Below are 20,090 nucleotides of genomic sequence, written 5' to 3'. Positions count from 1 at the left end.
GACGCCCCTTCGGGTCAATGGATGCAATCAGTTAGCGATTTTAGGTGTATGGGCGGTCGAATGGAAGGCCGGACCGATGAGAGACTGGCTCCGGGCGCGAAGCGGCCGCGGAGCGCCGGATCAGCCCCGGCGTCGCTCGATCTCGTCCGCCAAGCGCGGCAGCACCTCGAAGAGGTCCCCCACCACGCCGTGATCGGCGAGCTCGAAGATCGGGGCGTCGGGGTCCTTGTTGACGGCGACGATGGTCTTGGACGTCTGCATGCCGGCCCGGTGCTGGATCGCGCCGGAGATGCCCGCGGCCAGGTAGAGCTGCGGGGAGACCTGTGTGCCGGTCTGGCCGACCTGGTGACTGTGCGGGTACCAGCCGGCGTCCACGGCGGCCCGGGAGGCCCCGACGGCCGCGCCCAGGAGGTCGGCGACCCGCTCGACGACGGCGAAGTTCTCGGCCCCGCCCACGCCCCGGCCGCCGGAGACCACGATGTCGGCCTCGGTCAGCTCGGGACGGTCCCCCCGCTCGCGCGGGGTGCGGGACAGCACCCGTACGGCGGTGGCCGCCGGGCCGAAAGTGATGTCCTGCTTCTCGACGGCGGGGGTGACCGGGGCCGGCTCGGGCGCGACGGCGTTCGGCTTGACCGTGATGACCGGCGCGCCCCGGGTGACGTGTGCGGTGACCTGGTAGGTGGCCGCGAACGCCGACTGCTCGGTGACCGGGCCGTCCGACCCGGCGAACACGTCCACCGCGTCGGTGATGAGACCGGACCCCAGCCGCAGGGCGACCCGGGCGGCGATCTCCTTGCCCTCTGGACCGGACGGCAGCAGGATCGCCGCCGGTCCGGTGCGTTCGGCGATCTGCGTGAGGGCGTCGACGGCCGGAGTGACGAGGTACTCGTCGACCTCGGGGGCGTCCACGACATGGATCCGGTGCGCACCGTACCGGCCGAGGGTCTCGGTGGCGGCGTCGGCGCCCGGCCCCAGGAAGACGGCCGAGGGTTCGCCCAACCGGCGTGCCAGGGTGAGCAGTTCGAGGGTCGGCTTGCGTACTGCGCCGTCCGTGTGGTCGACCAGGACGAGGATCTCGGCCACGGTGATGCACTCCTTTCGCCAGGGCCCGCTGGGCCGCGGGGGCCAGGGGTCAGATGAACTTCTTGGTGGTGAGGAACGCGGCCAGCCCGGCGCCGCCCGTACCGTCGTCGGTGACGATCTCTCCCTTGGTGCGCGCCGGGCGCCTGGTCGCGGCGTCCACGGCCGACCGGGCGCCGGCCGGACCGACCTCGGTGGCGTCGATGCCGAGATCGGCGAGGTCGAGGGTCTCCAGAGGCTTCTTCTTCGCGGCCATGATCCCCTTGAAGGAGGGGTAGCGGGCGTCCCCGGAGCGGTCCGTCACCGAGACGACGGCGGGCAGGGCGCCCTGGATCCGTACGGTCGCGCCGTCGCCCTCGCGGCGGCCGGTCACCGTGCGGTCCTCGATCGCCAGGTCCTCCAGGTGGGTGACGGCCGGGACGCCGAGCCGCTCCGCCAGCATCGCCGGGACGACGCCCATGGTGCCGTCCGTCGAGGCCATCCCGCACAGGACGAGGTCGAAGCCGTGCCGCTCGATCGCCCTGGCCAGGACGAGGGACGTGCCGAAGGCGTCGCTGCCCTCGATGTCCTCGTCGCTCACATGGATCGCCGAGTCGCCGCCCATGGCCAGCGCCTTGCGCAGCGCGTCCCGGGCATCGTCGGGGCCGATCGTGAGGTAACTGATCTCGGCGTCGACACCCGACTCGGCGATCCGCAGGGCCTGCTCGACGGCGTACTCGTCGAGTTCGGACAGCAGCGAGTCGACCGAGTCCCGGTCGGTGGTGCCGTCCTCGGTGAAGGTGCGGTCCGCAGTGGCGTCGGGCACATGTTTCACGCAGACAACGATCTTCACAGCGCACGCTCCTGAACACTCCCGAAGGTCTAATGAGTGCTAATAGTTAACTATATCTGTCGACCTAGCGCGAGTCTGTCGAGCCCGGACTCCTGAATCCGTCGAATTGGTTGACTGATTGCGCTGATAGCTGGAAGATCTGGGCACTGAGCCGCGAGGAGGCGCCATGGTGGGTGACAGGCACACCGGTGACAGGTACTTCGAGCCACAGGTGGAGACCATGCCCCGCGAGCGACTGCGGGCGCTCCAGGAGGAGCGCGTCCTGGAGCTGGTGGAGTACGCCTACGCCAACTCCGCCTTCTACCGGGAACTCTGGGACGAGCACGGCGTACACCCGCGCGACATCCGTTGTCTGGAGGACTTCCGCGCCCGGATCCCCTTCATCACCAAGGACATGTTCCGCTCCTACCGGGCCCGCACCGGCGACCCGTTCGGCGGTCTGCTCTGCGTCCCGGTCGAAGAGCTGACCTCGGTCTCCTCCAGTTCCGGCACCACCGGCGACCCGGAGTTCTTCGCCGAGATCTGGCAGGACGCGCCGCCCCTGGTGACCGCGCAGGTGCGTGACCTGTGGGAGCTCGGACTCAGGCCGGGAGACCGGGTGCTCAGCCCGCCCGGCACCTTCCGCAACCTCATGGACCCCGGCTACCAGGCGCTCGGCGCCGTGGTCATCGAGGTGGACACCTGGCTGGGGAAGATGCACGAGGTGGTCGAGGCCCTGCGCACCTACCGGCCGGCCTACCTGCAGATGATGTATCCGCAGATGGTGGAGCTGGAACACCTGGCCGAGAAGGTGGACCTGAGGGAGGCCTTCTCCTCGCTCAAGGGCGCCTCCTGCGCCGGTCAGCCCCTCAGCCGGAAGATGCGCGAGCGGATCCGCGACGACTGGGGCATCGACGTCTACGAGTACACCAGCGCCGCCGACACCGGTACCGCCTGGGAGTGCCGCGAGCACGACGGCTTCCACCTGTGGGAGGACACCGTGTTCGCCGAGTGCGTCGACGTCGACGAAGACGGCGGCTGGCGCGACGTGCCGGGCAGCGACCTCGGCGAACTGGTCGCCACCGACCTGGACAACCGGGCCGCACCGCTGATCCGCTACCGCAGCGAGGACCTGGTCCGGCTGTCGGGGGACCGCTGCGGCTGCGGCCGTACCCACGCCCGGATGTGGGTGGCCGGGCGGCGCGGCGACGAGACACTGGTCCACGGCCGTTCGGTGGTCCTGCGGGACATCTGGCAGGCCGTGGAGGACCAGCCCGAGACGGTGGCCGGGGTCTTCCAGATCGTCCGGGACGGCCGCGAGGTCGACGAACTGCTGCTGCGGGTCGGCTACGACCCCCATCTCACCGACGACGTCGACGCCCTGGCCGGGCGGCTCGGCGAGGCCGTGCGCGAGCGGACCGGTGTGAAACCGGTGCTCGACATGCGCACCGAGGAGGACCTGTTGAAGACCATGACCAGCGTCGCGAAGTTCCCCCGGGTGGTGAAGAGCTGATGGCCCGCGCCGACACCCTCGCCCGGGCCCGGAGCCTCGACCGGCCCGAACTCGCCTACCTGGTGCGCTTCCCCACCGCCGACGGCACCCAGGACATGGAACTGACCTGGGCGGAACTCGCCCGCGACACCGACTGGGCCACCGCACGACTGCGGGAGCACGGCCTCGGCGCCGGGCAGCGGGCGCTGCTGACCACCTCCGGCTTCGAGGGCTTCTGGTGTCACGCCGTGATCGGCGCCCTGCGTGCGCTGAAGGTGACGTACGGCATCGCCGAGGCGATGGGCTGGGACCACCGCCGCACCTCGGTCTTCCACCGCGAACTCGCCCCGCACGCCGTCATCGGCCTGTCGGCGCAGACCCTGGAGGGACTCGCCGGCAGCACCGACATCGGCGAGATGTTCCGCGCGACGCCCCTCGTGCTGGCCCGGCCCGCGGCCGTCCCGCCGCTGCGCGCGGTGGGCGTGCCCGCCGGCGTGTTCTCGGCCGTGGGTCCTGCCCTCGCGCTGGAGTGCCCCGAGCGCTGCGGAGCGCATGTCAACGCCGCCGAATGGCGGGTCGGCGAACGGGACGGACAGCTGACCGTGGCGGCGGGCGAAGGACGCGGCTCGCCGCTGACCGAGACACCGCTCGGTGTCGCTGGCCATGTCATCACCGGCCGATGCGCCTGCGGCAGCGAGGACCCACGGGTCCTGCTCGCCGAGGCCAACTGATCATCTCGACAGAGGAGTTGAGGATGTCCGAAGCAGTCGTCGACGGCCGGGTCGTGGTCGTCACGGGCGCCGGCAACGGGATCGGCCGGGCCCATGCCCTGGCGTTCGCCGCGCACGGGGCGAAGGTCGTGGTCAACGACCTCGGCGGTACGCGCGACGGGGCGGGCGCCTCAGCCGGGCCCGCCCAGGCCGTGGTGGACGAGATCGTCGCGGCCGGCGGCGTGGCCGTGGCCAATACGGACGACATCTCCACCTGGGACGGCGCCGGCCAACTCGTCCGGCAGGCCGTGGACACCTACGGCGGCCTGGATGTCCTGGTCAACAACGCGGGCATCCTGCGTGACCGGATGATCGTGTCGATGACCGAACAGGACTGGGACAGCGTCCTCGCCGTCCACCTCAAGGGTGGCTTCGCCACCCTGCACCACGCGGCCGCTTACTGGCGCGAGCGCGCCAAGTCCGGGCACGCCAACGACGCCCGGGTGATCAACACGACCTCGCCGTCCGGCATCTTCGGCAACCCCGGCCAGTCCAACTACGGCTCCGCCAAGGCAGGCATCGCGAGCCTCACCCTCATCGCCGCCGCCGAACTGGCGCGTTACGGCGTGACGGTGAACGCCATCGCTCCCACCGCGCTCACCCGGCTGACCGAGGACATCGAGATGATGAAGCGGGCGGCGAAGGCCCAGGACCTCACACCCGAGGCCATCTCGCCGCTCGTGGTGTGGCTGGGCTCCGCTGCCTCGCGCGAGGTCACCGGCCGGGTCTTCGGGGTCATGGGTAACCGGATCACCGTCCTGGAGGGCTGGGTCAACGGACCCGGCGCGAGCGCGGATTCCCGGTGGACCCCGGACGAACTGTCCTCGGTCGTCCCGAACCTGGTGGCCAAGGCCGCGCCGAACGCCGACGCCCTCGGCAACCGGAACGGAGTCCGAGATGACCAGCACTGAGGTGACCACCACTCAAAAGCCCGTCGCGCAGGGCCTGTTCACCTGGCCGCCCAGCACGTCCGAGCCGCTCCGGCTCATCGGCTCCGAGTGCGCGGACTGCGGTCTGGTGAGCTTCCCCGCCGCCCCGGTCTGCGTGCGATGCGCGAGCGGGCAGTCAAAGGAACGGCTCCTCGCCGATCGCGGCACGCTGTGGACGTACACCACCCAGGACTTCCGCCCACCGTCCCCGCCCTACGACGGACCCGAGACCTTCGAGCCCTACGCGGTCGGCTACATCGAACTCCCCGGTGAGCTGCTGGTCGAGGCCCGGCTCACCGAACCCGACCCACAGAAGCTGCGCATCGGACAGCCCATGCGGCTGACCCTCGTGCCCTACACCGTGCAGGACGACGGCACCGAGGTCATGACGTTCGCGTTCGCCCCGGAGCTCTCGGCCGAGGAGGAGGCATCATGACCGAGGCCGTCATCATCGGGGTGGGACTCCACCCGTTCGGCCGCTTCCCCGGCAAACCCGCGCTGGACATGGGCGCGGACGCGGTCCGGCTGGCCCTCGCGGACGCCGGAGTGACATGGCCGCAGGTCCAGGGCGGCTACATCGGCAGCTACGAGGTCGCCAACCCGGACGCGATCGTCGGCCGGCTCGGTCTGACCGGGATCCCGCTGCGCGGTGTGTTCAACGGCTGCGCCACCGCCGGTACGGCCCTCGCGCTGGCCGCCCGCGCCATCGAGAGCGGCGAGCACGACCTGACCGTCGCGATCGGCATGGACAAGCACCCGCGGGGTGCGTTCGCCGCCGATCCGTCCGTGGCCGGCATCCCGTCCTGGTACGGACAGACCGGACTGTTCCTCACCACCCACTTCTTCGGCATGAAGATCAACCGCTATATGCACGACCACGGCATCTCCCACGAGACGCTGGCCCGCGTGGCGTCGAAGAACTTCCGCAACGCGGCCGGCAACGAGAAGGCCTGGCGCCGCACCCCCCTCACACCGGAGGAAGTACTGTCCTCCCCGGTCCTCAACTACCCCCTGCGCCAGTTCATGTACTGCGGCCCGAACGAAGGCGCCGCCGCCCTCGTCCTGTGCCGCGCCGACCAGGCCCACAAGTACACCGGGAAGCCCGTACGGGTCCGCTCCACCGCCCTGCGCAGCCGCAGGCTCGGCGCCTTCGAGGTGCAGAGCCCGTCGTTCCCCGTCGGGGAACTGGTCGAGAGCCCGACGGTGGACGCGTCGCGGGAGGCGTACGAGCGGGCGGGCATCGGCCCGGAGGACGTCGACGTCGCCCAACTCCAGGACACCGACGCCGGGTCGGAGGTCATCCACATGGCCGAGAACGGCCTCTGCAAGGACGGCGAACAGGAGCGCCTGATCGCCGAGGGCGCCACCGAGATCGGCGGCCCGCTCCCGGTCAACACCGACGGCGGCCTGCTCGGTAACGGGGAACCCATCGGCGCGTCCGGTCTGAGGCAGATCCACGAGATCGTCCTCCAACTGCGCGGCACCGCCGGGACCCGGCAGATCCCCGGCACACCCCGCGTCGGCTACACCCACCTGTACGGCGCGCCCGGCGCGTCCGCGGTGACGATCTTGTCGACCTGAGACCACAGGGACCCGCCATGGGCTTGCTCCACGAACCGCACGACCTGCAGGACTTCGCCGCCGAGGCGCGCCGCTTCCTCGACGCGCACGCGGCGAAGGCCCCCGACCGCACCGCCTTCACCTGGGGCGAGGGCGACGACTCGATGGCGTACTTCAGCAGCCTCCCGCCCGACGAGGAACGCGAGCACGTGCGGCGGGCGCGCGCCTGGCAGCGGATCCGCCACGAGAACGGCTTCGGCTGGATCACCGGCCCGCCCGAGTACGGCGGCCGGGGCCTGAGTCCCGTCCACGACCTGGTCTACGACGCCGTCGAGTCCGACTACGACGTCGCCGACACCGGCGTGCTCAGCGTGATCGGCCTGGGCATGATCGGCCCGACCCTCGTGGCGCACGCCCAGCCGCACATCAAGGACCGCTGGTTGCCCGCCCTGTACCGCGGTGACGCCATCGCCTGCCAGCTGTTCAGCGAGCCCGGCGCCGGATCCGACCTGGCGAGCGTGGCGACCCGGGCCGTCCGCGAGGGCGAGAACTGGGTGCTCAACGGGCAGAAGGTGTGGACCTCGGTCGCCCAGCACAGCCAGATCGGCGTCGCCCTGACCCGCACGAACCCCGACGCACCCAAGCACCGGGGCATCACGGCCTTCCTGGTTCCCATGGACGCCCCCGGCGTCGACGTCAGACCGCTGCGTCAGATGACCGGCGGCGCCGACTTCAACGAGGTCTTCCTCACCGACGTCCGGGTTCCCGACGACCACCGGCTCGGGGAGGTCGACGGCGGCTGGAGCGTCGCCCTGACCACCCTGATGAACGAGCGGGCCACAGTCGGCAGCGAGGGCGCGGGCCCGGTCGCCGCCGCCCTGTCCCCGGACCGCCTCTCGGCCCTGATGCGCGCCACCTGGACCTGGGACGACCGCGCCCTGCGGGCCCGCCTCGCCGACCTCCTGGTGGACGCCATGGCCACCGAGCACCTCAACACCCGCGCCCTGCGCACCCTGCGCGGCGGGGGCACACCGGGCCCCGAGATGTCCGTCTCCAAGCTGATGTACGGCCACAACCTCACCCGGGCCGCGCACTTCGTGTCCGATGTGCTCGGCCCCCAGATCATCGCCGACACCGGCCGGTGGGGAACGTACGCCTGGTCCGAACTGCTCCTGGCCACCCCGGCGTTGCGCATTCTCGGCGGCACCGAGGAGATCATGAAGAACATCCTCGCGGAACGTGTACTCGGCCTGCCCAAGGAGCCGGTGGCCGCCGCTGCCAAGGAGGTGCGGCCATGACCGCGGACGAGAGCGAACTGCGGGAACTGCGTTCCTCGGTACGGGAGTTCCTGGCCGCCAAGTCACCCGAGGAGGCCGTGCGCAAGCTCATGGAGAGCGAACCGCGTTACGACCCCGCCGTCTGGGCCCAGGCGGCCGACCAGCTGCGACTGCCGGGCCTGGTGATCCCGGAGGAGTACGGCGGCGACGGCTTCGGCCAGGTCGAACTCGGCGTCGTACTGGAGGAGATGGGCCGCGTCCTGCTGTGCGCGCCGTTCTTCGCCACCGTCGTGCTCGCCGCCCAGGCGCTGCTGGCCTCCGGCGACCAGGAAGCGTGCGCGCGCCACCTGCCCGGTATCGCGGCCGGCCGGACCACGGCCACCCTCGCCGTCGCCGAGGACGACGGCTCCTGGGACCCGGCCCTGATCTCCGCGCGCGCCGTACCGGACGGCGACGGCGGCTGGACGGTGAGCGGCCGCAAGAGCTTCGTCATCGACGGTACGACGGCCGACCTGCTGCTCGTGGTGGCCCGCACCGTCGCCGGCCCCTCGCTCTTCGCCGTCGACCGGGCGACGACCGGGCTCACGGCCACCTCGATGGAGACCCTCGACGCCACCCGGGCGATGGCCCGGCTGACCCTCGACGCCGTGCCCGCGACGCTGATCGGCGCGGACGGGGCGGGCGGGCGCGTCATGGCCAGGGTCCTGGACATCGCCTCGATCGGTCTGGCCGCCGAACAGGCCGGCGGGGCACGCAGATGCCTGGAGATGAGCGCGGACCACGCCCGTACCCGGGAGCAGTTCGGCCGGCCCATCGGCTCCTTCCAGGCAATCAAGCACAAGTGCGCGGACATGCTCGTCCAGGTGGAGCTGGCGGAGGCGGCGAGCCGGGAGGCCGCGCTGCTCGCCGCCGAGGGCTCGGCCGAGTGCCCGGTCGCCGCGGCGGTGGCACACGCCTGCTGCTCCAAGGCGTACATGGTCGCGGCCATGGAGAACATCCAGGTCCACGGCGGTATCGGCTTCACCTGGGAGCACCCCGCCCACCTGTACTTCCGGCGGGCGAAGTCCTCGCAACTCCTGTTCGGCGGCCCGGCGGTGTACCACGAGCGGCTGTTGGACCGGCTCGGTATCTGACGTCTCCCGAGCGGTTCGGCCCGCGATCGTCACCGTTGCGCGGCTGTGGTCACCCCTTCACCGCACCGGACAGCATTCCGGAGATGAAGTGCCGCTGCAGGAAGACGTACAGGACGACGACCGGCAGGGCGACGATGACGGAGGCCGCGGCCAGCAGGGAGTACTGCGTGGTGTGCGCGCTCTGGAAGAACGCCAGACCCAGGGGCGCGGTGCGCTTTCCCTCGTCGGTGATCATGACGAGCGGAAGCAGGAACTCGTTCCAGGTCCACATGAACACGAGCATCGCCATGGTGAGCAGCGCGGGACGGCTGATGGGCACGAGGATCTGCCACAGCACCCGCCAGTCCGACGCCCCGTCGAGCCGCGCCGCCTCGATGACCGCGGCCGGTACGGAGCGGAAGAAGTTGCGCATCCAGAAGACGCCGAAGGCCAGCGACTGGGCGGTCTGCGGGAGGATCAGCGACCAGTACGAGTCGGTGAGACCGACATCGCGCAGGTTGAAGTAGAGGGGGATGACGAACGCCTCCGGCGGGACCATGAGCCCCACCAGAGTGACGTAGAACAGCAGCGAGCGGCCGGGATAGTCGAAGCGCGCGAAGGAGTACCCGGCGAGTATCGCCAGTACGCCCGTGATCAGGACGACGCTCACCGCGACCAGCAGGCTGGAACGCAGGTACGTGGCGAAGTGGCCCTGCGCCCATGCCGTCGCGAAGTTGCTCCAGTCCAGGTGGTCCGGCCAGGTGAAGGTCGGGGAGGACTGTGCGGGCGGCGTCAGCGAGGAGGCCACCACCCCGACCAGCGGGACGAGGGCCAGCGCGGCGAAGACCGTGAGGACGGCGTAGTTCAGCGCGCGTTCGCGCCGGGAGATCACGATCCGTCCTCCTCGGGCTGGAGCTTGGTGATCAGGAAGGTGAGGAGCAGGATCACCCCGGTCAAAGCGACGGCGATCGCGCAGGCCGAGCCGACCTGGCCGGTGTTGAACGCCCGGTTGTAGACCTCGAAGGCCGGCAGGCTGGTGGCGTTGCCCGGGCCGCCGTGCGTGGCGATGTACACCAGGTCGAAGGTCCGCAGCGCCGCGATGACGGTGAGCGTGAGCGCCACCGTGAGCTGTCCGCGCAGTCCCGGCAGAGTGACCGCGAAGAATTCCCGGACCGCCCCGGCACCGTCGACCTTGGCCGCCTCGTACAGCTCACGGGGAATCTGGCCGATGCCGGCGATGAACAGCACCAGGCACAGGCCGATCTCCAGCCAGGTGCCGATGAGTCCGACGGCGGGCAGCGCGGTACCGAAGTCGCCGAGCCAGGAGCGGGTGACGTCGTGCAGACCGAGGCCGTCCAGTGCTTCGTTGAGCACGCCGTCGGGTGCGTAGACGGCCGTCCACGCGGTGGCCGTGACGACCATGGCCACGACCTGGGGCAGGAAGATCACCGCCCGGAAGACGGACACCCCGCGCAGCCTGGCGGCGCGGGTGGTGACGGCGGCGAGGACCAGGGCGAGGGCGATCGGGACGAGGGCGAAGAAGAAGATGAGCACGAAGGAGTGGCCGAAGGAGGCCCGCAGCTGCGGATCGTGGACGATCTCGGTGTAGTTGCCGAGTCCCGCCCAGGTGGAGGCCGACAGGCCGTCCCAGTGGTAGAGGGAGATCCGCACGAGCTGACCGAGTGGGACGAGCAGGAAGACCGCGAGGACGGTCAGGGCGGGCAGGGCGTAGAGGTAGCCCTTCCACTGGACGCGGTCACGGCGCCCGGCCGTGCGCCTGCGGGAGGCGCCGGCCGGGAGCTTGCGCGCGTCCGGGCGGGGTGCGGTGACAGCCATGGGTGGCCTTATTTGCTCTGCTGGAACGAGGAGTAGTCGCTCTGCAGCGTGTCGCCGAACTTCTGCGGCGTGAGCTGTCCCGCCGTCAACTCCTGTATCGCGGCGGTGAGTGTGTCGTAGAAGGTCGGGGTGGTGTAGTCGAGGTACGGCAGCAGGCCGTCCTTCTCACTGACGGCCTTCCACTGGGCGAGGACATCGGCCTGGACGCTGCCGGCGGGGGCCTGGTAGCCGGTGGGAGGGAGGGCGGGGAGGTTGCCGTTGTCGGCGGAGACCTGCATGCCGTGCTGGTCGACGAGGAAGTTGAGGTAGGCGGCGGCCACGTCGGGGTGCTTGGACTTGGAGGTGATGGCCCAGGCGAGTCCCTCGCCGCCCTGGGTGAGCGGGGACGCTCCGGCGCTCGGACTGAGCGCGGTGAAGCCGACGTTCTGGCCCATCTTGGGGGCGAGCGTGGCGGCCTGCCAGGTGCCGTCCACCAGGAACAGGGACTTGCCCTGCGCGAAGGCTGCCGCCGCCTGGTCACCGCTCTGACCGTTGAAGCCGGCGGTCAGGTAGCCCTTGGTGGCCCAGTCGCGCAGTGTCTGGCCCGCCTTGACGGTCCCGGGGTCGGTCCACTTCGCGCCGCCCTGGTTGAAGACGAGCCCCCGGACCTCGGTCTTGCCCGCGGTGGCCGCCTGCACGACGCCGAAGATGTGGATGCCGGGGCTCTTGTCGGAGTCACCGTAGGAGATGGGCAGCAGGCCGGAGGTCTTGGCCTTCGCGAGCGCGCTCTCGAACTGGGCGAGGGTGGTGGGCACGGCGAGGCCGAGGGACTTCAGCTTGGCCCTGTTGTAGTAGACGCCGACGATCTCACCGGTCTGGGAGACGCCGTACAGGCTGCCGGTCTTCCAGGTCTTTCCGTCGGTGGAGAACTTGTTCAGGTCGAGCAGTTGGGACGGGAAGGCGGTGTTCCAGCCGTAGGTCTTGGCGTAGCGGTCGACGGGCTGGAGGAGCTGGGCCTTCACGAAGGCGCCCATGTCGGGATAGCCCTGGTTGGCCTGGACGACGTCCGGGGGGCTGTCCGAGGACAGTGCGAGTTTCAGCGTCGTCTTGAGGTCGGAGAAGGAGCGGGAGACGCGCTTGATGGTGACGTTCGGGTACTTCTTCATGAACGCCTTGTTGAGCGCCACGGTGGAGGCGTTGGTGCCCGTGTCGGTGTTCTGGTCCCACTCGGTGAGGGTGACCTTGCCTGCGGTCGCGGGGTCGGTGGAGACCGGGCTCGCGCTGTTCTTCGTGGCGTTCTTGGACGAGTCGCCGCTGGGCCCGGGCGCGCAGGCCGCCGCGGTGGCAAGACAGGCGACGGCGAGTACGGCTGTGGCGAGTCGGCGGGGCCGCGCAGAGCGGGTTCTGTCGCTCATGGGCTGTTCTCCTGGTGCTGGTTGGTCGGCCGGGAACGGGCGGCCTCGGGAGGCGGACTTGCTCGTCCCGGATCACATCGAGCACGGAGGTGACCTCCCTGACGTCGCCTCCTTCACGACGTGCTCAACTGTGAGCACTCTTGCAGGGGTCTGACAAGGTTCGGTCAGTAAAATGAGTGTTTCCGTTCAGAGATGACTGAAGTTGCGCATGGAGTGCTACTTTCGCTGCGTGACATCGAGCAAGCGGCACGCGAAGATCAAAGAGGCGCTCCGGGCGACAGGGGTCGCCTCGGTACGTGAACTGGCCGAACGGCTGCAGGTCAGCCAGTCGACGATACGCAGGGATCTGACCCTGCTGGACCGCGACGGCGAGCTCCTGCGCACCTACGGCGGCGCCGCCCTGCCGCCGCGCGGGGCGGCGGAAAACACGGCCGACGAGGAGCCGTTCGATGTCTCCGCCGCGCACGACCGGGCGATGAAGGAGGCGATGGCGGAGCGGGCCGCCGCCCTCGTCGCCGACGAAAGCGTGGTCGTGCTGGACATCGGCACGACCACTCCCTTGATCGCACGGCGGCTACGGGGCCGTCCGGTCACCGTCGTCACCAGCAACGTGGCCGTGCTCGACGAGCTGCGCGACGACGACACGGTCCGGCTGGTGATGCTCGGCGGCGTCCTGCGCCGCAACTACCAGTCGCTGGTGGGTTCCCTCACCGAGCGGGCACTGCGCCAGGTCAGTGCCGACATGCTGTTCCTGAGCTGCACGGGCGTACGTGCCAACGGCCATGTGGTGGACGACATGGCCGTCGAGGAACCCATCAAGCACGCGATGATCGAGACTGCCGACCGGGTGGTCCTGGTCGCCTCGGAGGCCAAGTTCCCGGGCACCGGGTCCCTGCGTCTGTGCTCGCTGTCCGACATCGACGTCCTGGTCACCACGGACGGCGCCGACCCCCGGGCGCTCCAGCTCTGCCGTCAGGCGGGCGGAAAGGTATTAACCGCCTGAAACGGGCTGACTGACACACCGTCACTACGCCCGCCCAGAGCCAGTCCGTCCCAGAGCCACCCCCCCCAGAGCTCCCAGGTCTCGCCACCTGATCCAGGCATCGGCACCCGCGCATCGGCACCCCGGCATCACCTCTCGCAAGGAGTTTGCGACATGCCCGAACGGATCCGAAGACTCTGCATGACCACAGGCAGCATCGTCTGCGCCGCCATCCTCTGCCTGCTGGGGGCCGTGGTGCCCGCCCAGGCCGTGGCCGGCCCCGCCCCGGGTGGCGCCGCCACCAGCCGCGCCAAGGCAAAGGCGGCCGTGGACGCGATGATGGGCTTCTACGACCGGACCACCGGGCGCTGGGATCCCGACTCTCCGTGGTGGCAGTCGGGAAACGCCCTCCAGGCGCTGCTCGACTACATGGACAAGACCGGCTCGCGTACGTACATGCCGGAGGTCAAGAACACCATCGCGCTCCAGCGCCGGCCTCTGGACTGGTGGCCCCAGGGCGGTGGCGACTTCCGGGCGGACTCCACCGACGACACCGGCTGGTGGGCACTCGCCATGGTGCGTATGTACGACCTCACCCGCGACAAGCAGTACCTGGACATCGCCCGGACCGACGAGGCCTACATGCGCCAGTACTGGGACGACACCTGCGGCGGCGGCATCTGGTGGGACCTGCCCGCGAAGACGTACAAGAACGCGATCAGCAACGAGCTGTACTTCAAGCTCGTCGCATCCCTGCACAACCGGATCCCGCAGGACACCGTGTACCTGGACCGCGCCCGCCAGGCGTGGAAGTGGTTCAGCGACAGCGGGATGATCAACGCCGACCACCTCGTCAACGACGGTCTGAACACGCAGAGCGGTGGCTGTGCCAACAACGGCGGTACCACCTGGACGTACAACCAGGGCGTGGTCCTGGGCGGGCTCGCCGAGCTGTACCGGGGCACCCACGAACGTCAACTGCTCGCCGAGGGCAGGAAGATCACTGACGCGGTGATCGCCAGTCCGGCGCTGTCCGCGCAGGGAATCCTGACGGAGACCTGCGAGCCGGCCGGTGACTGCAACGCCGACCAGGCCGCGTTCAAGGGCATCTTCGCCCGCAACCTCGACGAGTTGGACGCCCTGCTTCCCGGACGCCCCTACCGGGCCTACCTCACCGCGCAGGCGGACTCGGCCTACGCGCACGACCGCAACGGCTCCGATCAGTACGGGCTGAGCTGGGCGGGGCCCTTCGACAGCGCCGCCATCGGCCGACAGGAATCCGCCGTGTCGCTGCTCACCGCGGTCCTGTGACCACGACCTGCGTCCGGACACGTCCTGCGTTCGGCACGGTTCGAACGCGGGACGTCCCGTCCGTCAGGCCCGCGCGGCCTCTCCCAGCAGCGCCTTCGCGATGATGACCTGCTGGACCTGGCTGGTGCCCTCGTAGATGCGGAACAGCCGGGCGTCACGGTAGAAGCGCTCGACGGCGACCCCGCGCATGTAGCCCGCACCTCCGTGGATCTGTACCGCCCGGTCCGCGACCCGCCACACCATCTCGCTCGCGAAGTACTTCGTACAGGACGGACCGATCTTCGTGTCCTCGCCGGAGTCGAAGCGCCGGGCGGCCTCCAGGACCGTGGCGCGACCCGCGTAGTAGTCGGTCATCGAGTCGGCGATCAGGCCCTGGACGAGCTGGAAGGAACCGATGAGCTTCCCGGACTGCTTGCGGGTGCTCGCGTACGCCACGGACTCGTCGACCAGTCGCTCGGCCATGCCGACCATCAACGCCGAGATGTGCACCCTCCCGTGCGCGATGCAGCCCATCGCGGTGGAGAACCCGCGGTTCAGGCCGTCCGCGCCGCCGACGAGCGCCTCGGTGGGCACGCGTACGTCGTCGAAGTACACGTCCGCCGTCCAGGCGCCGAACTGGCCCATCTTGTGGTCCCGGGGAGCCACGGTGAGCCCCGGGGTGCCGGCCGGGACCAGGAAGGTGGAGATGCCGCGGGTACGCGGGGCGTCGGGGTCGGTGCGGGCGAAGACCATGAAGACGTCGGCCAGGGGGGCGTTGGTGATGTAGCGCTTGGCGCCGTTGATCACCCACTCCCCACCGTCGAGGTGGGCGCGTGTGGTCAGCGTCGACGGGTCCGAACCGGCTTCGGGCTCGGTCAGCGCGAACGACGCCAATACCTCGCCCGAGGCGATCCTCGGCAGCCACTGAGTCTTCTGTTCCTCGGTTCCACCGACCATCAGGACGTGCCCGGCGATGCCGTTGTTCGTCCCGAACATGGAGCGCAGGGACGGAGTGGTGTACCCGAGCTCGAACATCAGCTGGGCTTCCTCGTACGCCGACAGGCCCAGCCCGCCGTACTCCTCGGGCAGCGCGAAGCCGAACAGCCCCATCGCCTTGGCCGCCTCCCGGATGTCCGCGGGCATCTCGTCCTTCTCGTCGATCTCCGCCTCGACCGGCACGACGCGTTCGCGGACGAAGCGCCGGACCTCTGACAGCACCGCGCTGAAGTCAGCCGCGTCCATGTCGACTCCTTGATAGATGGCCCTGATGGCCCCTGCTGGGTTTCGCCGGGCTTGATTGATCTGGATGGTGTTCAGTGATCTGTTCGGGTCTCGTCCGGCTTCCGCCGGGGCCGGTAGCACACCGCCAGCAGCGCTGCCGCGCTCGCCGTGCCCATGCCGACGGCCAGCAACGCGGGCCCCACGCCCGCGCGTTGGCGCCGCAGCAGCCCGTCGAGCGAGTACCGGCCGTTGCCGAGCGCCGCCAGTGCGACGGCCGCGCCGCCCACCACACCGACGTACTCCCAGCCGCCCTTGAAGACGAAGAACCCCTTGCCGCGGTGGTCGGTCCGCGCGGCCACGGTCATGAGGCCGACGGCCGCCGCGGCGGGGAGCGGGCCCGCGGCGCCCAGGGTGATGCCCGCCCCGGCCGCCATCTCGGTCCCGGCGGCCATCCGGGCGTGCACCTCGGCCGGTTCGAGGCCCAGCGCCTCGAACCAGCCCGCCGTCCCTTCCAGCCCGCCCGGACCGGCGACCTTGTTCCACCCGTGGGCGAAGAGCATCGGGCCGAGCGTCGCGCGCAGCACGAGGGCCGCCGCGTCGTGGCCCCTCACTGGCCGACTCCGGTGGCCCGGCCCGCGGGGGCGACACCGTACAACCGCGGTACCGCGTCGACGAGTTCGTCGTAGGTGAGGGCCTGCCCGGAGTCGCTGGGGTGAACGGCGGCGACCGTCCAGCCCTGGAGCCGGTTCAGCCGGTTGCCCTCGACGCGCAGGACCTGGCCGGTGAGCCAGGCCGCGCTGTCCGAGGCCAGGTAGACGACGACTCCGGAGGCGTTGGCGGGATCGCGCGGGTCGAAGCCGTCGACAGCCTGGAGGGAGGCGCCGACGGCCAGGCCGTCCGTCATCCGGGTCGCCGCGATAGGTGAGACGGCGTTCGCGGTGACACCGTACTTGCGCATCTCCAGGGCGGTCAGGACGGTGAGCCCGGCGATCCCGGCCTTCGCGGCGCCGTAGTTGGACTGTCCCTGGTTGCCGAACAGGCCTGTTCCGGACGTGGTGTTGATGACGCGGCCGGTCACCCGCTCACCCCGCTTCGACGCCTCGCGCCAGTACGCGCACGCGTGCCGGGTCAGCGCGAAGGTGCCCTTCAGATGCACCGCGATCACGGCGTCGAACTCGGCCTCGGTCATCGAGAACAGCATCCGGTCACGCACGATGCCCGCGTTGTTCACCACGATGTCGAGGCGCCCGAACTCCGCGACGGTGTCCGCGACCATGGCCTCGGTCGCCACCCAGTCGGTCACCGAGGCGTGGTTCGCGACCGCCCGGCCGCCCAGCTTGGTGATTTCGGTGACGACGTCATCGGCCGGAGAGTCGCCGGTGTGTTCGCCGTGCACGCCGGAGCCGAGGTCGTTCACCACCACGGTGGCGCCGGCCTCGGCGAGAGCCAGACAGTGTGCCCGGCCCAGCCCTCTGCCACCGCCGGTCACGATGGCGACCTTGTCGTCGAGGATGCCCACGCCGTACCTCCAGATGTATGAGTTCAGTCGAGTTCGCGCAGTATGTCGTCGGTGTGCTCGCCCAGCGTCGGCGCGCCCGCGTGCGGCTTGTCGTCGACGCCCCAGAAGCTGACCGGCGTCGCCACCGTCCGCAGCGGCGGCGCACCCCCCATGCCGGGCTGTTCGACGAACGCCCCCACCGCCTCCGCCTGCGGATCGGCGGCCACCTCGGCGAGGGTCTGCACGGGCGCCCACCACACACCTTCGGCGTCGAACCGTGCCGCCCACTCCTCCAGCGGCCGCCCGGCGAACTCCTCGTCGAACACGGCGATCAGTTCGCGCACGTGGCCGCGGCGGGCCTTGCCGGTCGCGAAGCGTTCGTCGGTGGCCAGGTCCTCGCGGCCCAGCGCCTTGACGACGCCGGGCCAGTGCCGGTTGCCCTCCAGGCCCACCAGCCAGAACCAGCGGTCGTCGGCGGCCCGGTAGGAGTTGTAGAGCGGGGACTCGTGCTCGGTGCGGTGGCGGGTGCGGCCGCGTCTGCCGAAGAAGTTCTGCAGCGCGAGGTCGTTGCCGTTGGCGTAGGTGCCGGACCGCAGCAGCGACACGTCGACCACGCCGCCCTCGCCGGTGCGTTCCCGGCGCAGCAGCGCCGCCAGTACCCCGGCGACCAGGTTGGACGCGGCCGTACGGTCACCGAGGCCGGGCCGGATGCCGGGCGGCGGCTCACCGGCCGGGTTGAGCATGGCGGCGATCCCGGGCCGGGCCCAGAAGGCCGACACGTCGTAGCCCGCCCGGTCACGTTCGGCGCCGGTCCAGCCGTAGCCCGTCAACGTGCCGACGACCAGGCGGGGATGGCGGGCCCGCAGCTCGTCCGGTGCGAGGCCCAGCCGCTCCAGGGCGCCCGGGCGGAGGTTGGTGACGAACACGTCCGCGCGCTCCAGGAGCCGCGTCAGTGCGTCCTTGCCGTCCTGTGAGCGCAGGTCCAGCACGATCCCGCGCTTGCCCCGGTTGTCGGTCTCGAACGGGGGTGCGCTGTCGATGTCCTGTCCTACGTGCCGCAGCGTGTACCGGTTGGGGTCTCCGGTCGGCGCCTCCACCTTCACCACGTCCGCGCCCCAGTCGGCGAGCATGGTGGCCGCGGCCGGCGCCGCCACCCACATGCCCAGCTCGACGACGGCGATGCCCTCCAGTGGCCGCACGGCACACCTCCAGATCTGTCGGGGACGGTTGGTCACACGCCGCGGAACTCGCCCGGGCGGCGCTCCCGGAAGGCCTTCAGCCCCTCGACGCGGTCCTCGGTCGAGAACAGCACCGAGACGGTCTCGCGCTCGTAGGCGATCGCCGCCTCCAGGTCCATGCCGAGGCCGTAGTCGATCAGCCGCTTGCCCGCAGCGAGTGCCAGTGGGGCCCCGGCGGCCAGCGTGCGGGCCAGGGCCTCGGCGGCGGCGAGCGCGGTGCCGGGCTCGGCCAGTTCGTTGACCAGACCCAGTTCCCGGGCCCGCTCGGCGTCGATGGGTTCGCCGGTGAGGATCATCTGCTTGGCGATCGCGGGCGGCACCAGACGCGGCAGCCGCTGCGTGCCGCCCGCACCCGGCAGGACGCCGAGCTTCATCTCCGGCAGCCCGAGCCGGGTGCCCCGCTCCGCCACCCTGAGGTCACAGGCGAGCGCCAGCTCCAGGCCGCCGCCGAAGGCGAATCCATGGATGGCGGCGACCGAGGGCTTCGGGAAGTCCTCCAGCAGCGCGAACGTCTCAGTCAGCCGCCCCACGAAGGCACGGAACTGCCCGGGGGCGGTGAACGACTCGATCTCCCCGAGGTCGGCGCCGGCCGAGAAGGCCCGGCCCGCTCCGGTCAGGACCAGCGCGCGTACGTCGCCGTTGTCACGTACGTTGTCGAGGGCCTGCCGCAGTCGCTCGACGGTGGCGGAGCCGACGGCGTTGAGCCGTTCCGGCCGGTCCAGGGTCAACACGGCTATCCGGTCGCGGAGTTCGACGCGCAGCACGCAGCTCACCTCAGACCATCGTGAGGCCGCCGCTGACCGAGAGCGTCTGCCCGGTCATGTAGGCGGCGTCGTCGGACGCGAGGAAGACCACCACGTCGGCGATCTCGGCGGGCCGGGCGACGCGGCGCAGCGGGATCGCCCGCACGGTGGCGTCGTACATCTTCTGGCTGTACTCGGCGACCTGCCCGAGCAGCGCGGTGTCGGTCGGTCCGGGGCAGACGCTGTTCACGGTGATGCCGTGCCGGGCGACCTCGCGGGCCAGCGCCTTGCCGAAGGCGATGATCCCGCCCTTCGTCGCGGAGTACACGACCTCCCCGGACGAGCCGACCCGGCCGGCGTCCGAGGCGATGTGCACGATCCGGCCGCCGCCACGCTCGATCATGGAGTCAAGGACGGCCCGGGTCACCGTGATGGTGCCGCGCAGGTTGACCGAGATGATCCGGTCCCAGGTCTCCTCGGCGCTGTCGACGAAGCGGCCGATCACGTCGATGGCCGCGTTGTTGACCAGGACCTCCACCGGGCCGAGCTCGCCGGTCACCTGGGCGACCGCGTCACGCACGGCAGCGCTGTCGGAGATGTCCGCGCCGACGGCCGCCGAGCGCACCCCGTACCGCTCCGTGAGCCGGGCGGCGACCTTCCCGGCCGCCTCCGTGTCCACATCGCAGACGGCGACCGCGGCCCCCTGGGCGGCGAGTCGGTCGGCGATCGCCTCGCCGATGCCGCGGCCCGCTCCGGTGACGAGTGCCACCTTGTCCCGTACGCTCACGCGCCCTCCCTCGCCCTGGTCCCGATACAGCGCTATCGTATAACTACTTCAGCTAAATAAGCGAGATGCG

At 70.6% G+C, this 20,090-nt stretch carries 20 protein-coding genes; 9 read left to right on the top strand and 11 right to left on the bottom strand.

Features of this window, described 5'->3' with window-relative positions:
• Window positions 1-120: 120 nt before the first annotated feature.
• A complete protein-coding gene (locus ABZ027_RS11065) occupies window positions 121-1,083 on the bottom strand; it encodes an electron transfer flavoprotein subunit alpha/FixB family protein (protein ID WP_356766682.1) in 963 nt (320 codons plus the stop codon).
• A gap of 49 nt (window positions 1,084-1,132) precedes the next feature.
• Window positions 1,133-1,894, bottom strand: a complete 762-nt coding sequence (locus tag ABZ027_RS11060; RefSeq protein ID WP_356766680.1) for an electron transfer flavoprotein subunit beta/FixA family protein — start codon at window positions 1,892-1,894, stop codon at window positions 1,133-1,135.
• A 184-nt stretch (window positions 1,895-2,078) separates the two neighbouring features.
• Between ABZ027_RS11060 and ABZ027_RS11055 the strand changes: the two genes are divergently transcribed.
• The 7 genes from ABZ027_RS11055 to ABZ027_RS11025 are packed head-to-tail and all read left to right on the top strand — an operon-like array spanning window position 2,079 to window position 9,052.
• Window positions 2,079-3,404, top strand: coding sequence for a phenylacetate--CoA ligase family protein (locus tag ABZ027_RS11055; RefSeq protein ID WP_356766678.1), 1,326 nt, complete (start codon window positions 2,079-2,081; stop codon window positions 3,402-3,404).
• Window positions 3,404-4,114: a hypothetical protein gene (locus tag ABZ027_RS11050; RefSeq protein WP_356766677.1), complete on the top strand. Its 711-nt coding sequence runs from the start codon at window positions 3,404-3,406 to the stop codon at window positions 4,112-4,114. Before ABZ027_RS11055 ends, ABZ027_RS11050 begins: the two co-directional genes overlap by 1 nt.
• 23 nt (window positions 4,115-4,137) lie before the next feature.
• Complete coding sequence (locus ABZ027_RS11045) at window positions 4,138-5,064, top strand: SDR family oxidoreductase (RefSeq protein WP_356766675.1); 927 nt, start codon at window positions 4,138-4,140, stop codon at window positions 5,062-5,064.
• The gene (locus ABZ027_RS11040) at window positions 5,051-5,518 is read left to right on the top strand and encodes an OB-fold domain-containing protein (RefSeq protein ID WP_356766673.1); all 468 of its coding nucleotides are present in this window, start codon (window positions 5,051-5,053) and stop codon (window positions 5,516-5,518) included. The genes ABZ027_RS11045 and ABZ027_RS11040 overlap by 14 nt, the downstream gene beginning before the upstream one ends.
• Entirely contained in the window at window positions 5,515-6,663 is a 1,149-nt protein-coding gene (locus tag ABZ027_RS11035) for a thiolase family protein (protein ID WP_356766671.1), read from the top strand. The genes ABZ027_RS11040 and ABZ027_RS11035 overlap by 4 nt, the downstream gene beginning before the upstream one ends.
• Before the next feature lie 17 nt (window positions 6,664-6,680).
• Entirely contained in the window at window positions 6,681-7,940 is a 1,260-nt protein-coding gene (locus tag ABZ027_RS11030; RefSeq protein ID WP_356766669.1) for an acyl-CoA dehydrogenase family protein, read from the top strand.
• Entirely contained in the window at window positions 7,937-9,052 is a 1,116-nt protein-coding gene (locus tag ABZ027_RS11025; protein ID WP_356766667.1) for an acyl-CoA dehydrogenase family protein, read from the top strand. The genes ABZ027_RS11030 and ABZ027_RS11025 overlap by 4 nt, the downstream gene beginning before the upstream one ends.
• Window positions 9,053-9,101: 49 nt before the next feature.
• Here ABZ027_RS11025 and ABZ027_RS11020 read toward each other — a convergent pair whose 3' ends face one another.
• Genes ABZ027_RS11020 through ABZ027_RS11010 form a run of 3 tightly spaced genes read right to left on the bottom strand, consistent with a single transcriptional unit; the run spans window position 9,102 to window position 12,261 of the window.
• Complete coding sequence (locus ABZ027_RS11020) at window positions 9,102-9,923, bottom strand: carbohydrate ABC transporter permease (RefSeq protein WP_356766665.1); 822 nt, start codon at window positions 9,921-9,923, stop codon at window positions 9,102-9,104.
• On the bottom strand, window positions 9,920-10,867 hold the full coding sequence (locus ABZ027_RS11015) for a sugar ABC transporter permease (RefSeq protein ID WP_356766663.1): 948 nt from the start codon (window positions 10,865-10,867) through the stop codon (window positions 9,920-9,922). Before ABZ027_RS11015 ends, ABZ027_RS11020 begins: the two co-directional genes overlap by 4 nt.
• Before the next feature lie 8 nt (window positions 10,868-10,875).
• A complete protein-coding gene (locus ABZ027_RS11010) occupies window positions 10,876-12,261 on the bottom strand; it encodes an extracellular solute-binding protein (RefSeq protein ID WP_356766661.1) in 1,386 nt (461 codons plus the stop codon).
• 229 nt (window positions 12,262-12,490) lie between these two features.
• On the opposite strand from ABZ027_RS11010, the gene ABZ027_RS11005 reads away from it, so the two are divergent.
• Together ABZ027_RS11005 and ABZ027_RS11000 are read left to right on the top strand one after the other, a co-directional pair.
• Window positions 12,491-13,264 carry a DeoR/GlpR family DNA-binding transcription regulator gene (locus tag ABZ027_RS11005; RefSeq protein WP_356766659.1) on the top strand — a complete coding sequence of 258 codons (774 nt, stop codon included), beginning with the start codon at window positions 12,491-12,493 and terminating at the stop codon, window positions 13,262-13,264.
• Window positions 13,265-13,444: 180 nt separating this feature from the next.
• Window positions 13,445-14,554, top strand: a complete 1,110-nt coding sequence (locus ABZ027_RS11000; protein ID WP_356766657.1) for a glycoside hydrolase family 76 protein — start codon at window positions 13,445-13,447, stop codon at window positions 14,552-14,554.
• Window positions 14,555-14,617: 63 nt separating this feature from the next.
• Here ABZ027_RS11000 and ABZ027_RS10995 read toward each other — a convergent pair whose 3' ends face one another.
• The 6 genes from ABZ027_RS10995 to ABZ027_RS10970 form a co-directional block, all read right to left on the bottom strand.
• Window positions 14,618-15,775: an acyl-CoA dehydrogenase family protein gene (locus tag ABZ027_RS10995; RefSeq protein ID WP_356766655.1), complete on the bottom strand. Its 1,158-nt coding sequence runs from the start codon at window positions 15,773-15,775 to the stop codon at window positions 14,618-14,620.
• A 71-nt stretch (window positions 15,776-15,846) separates the two neighbouring features.
• Window positions 15,847-16,365 (bottom strand): DoxX family protein, encoded by a 519-nt coding sequence (locus ABZ027_RS10990; RefSeq protein WP_356766653.1) that lies wholly within the window; start codon window positions 16,363-16,365, stop codon window positions 15,847-15,849.
• Complete coding sequence (locus ABZ027_RS10985; RefSeq protein ID WP_356766652.1) at window positions 16,362-17,273, bottom strand: SDR family NAD(P)-dependent oxidoreductase; 912 nt, start codon at window positions 17,271-17,273, stop codon at window positions 16,362-16,364. Before ABZ027_RS10985 ends, ABZ027_RS10990 begins: the two co-directional genes overlap by 4 nt.
• Window positions 17,274-17,296: 23 nt before the next feature.
• Complete coding sequence (locus tag ABZ027_RS10980; RefSeq protein WP_356766650.1) at window positions 17,297-18,451, bottom strand: CoA transferase; 1,155 nt, start codon at window positions 18,449-18,451, stop codon at window positions 17,297-17,299.
• A 32-nt stretch (window positions 18,452-18,483) separates the two neighbouring features.
• The gene (locus ABZ027_RS10975) at window positions 18,484-19,254 is read right to left on the bottom strand and encodes an enoyl-CoA hydratase/isomerase family protein (protein WP_356766648.1); all 771 of its coding nucleotides are present in this window, start codon (window positions 19,252-19,254) and stop codon (window positions 18,484-18,486) included.
• A 10-nt stretch (window positions 19,255-19,264) separates the two neighbouring features.
• Entirely contained in the window at window positions 19,265-20,020 is a 756-nt protein-coding gene (locus ABZ027_RS10970) for a 3-oxoacyl-ACP reductase family protein (protein ID WP_356766646.1), read from the bottom strand.
• Window positions 20,021-20,090: the final 70 nt, after the last annotated feature.

The sequence above is a fragment of the Streptomyces sp. NPDC006332 genome, from assembly GCF_040612855.1.
In the GTDB taxonomy this organism is placed as follows: domain Bacteria; phylum Actinomycetota; class Actinomycetes; order Streptomycetales; family Streptomycetaceae; genus Streptomyces.
The sequence above is the reverse complement of the archived record's forward strand: the minus strand, read 5'-3'. Positions and strand labels throughout refer to the sequence as shown.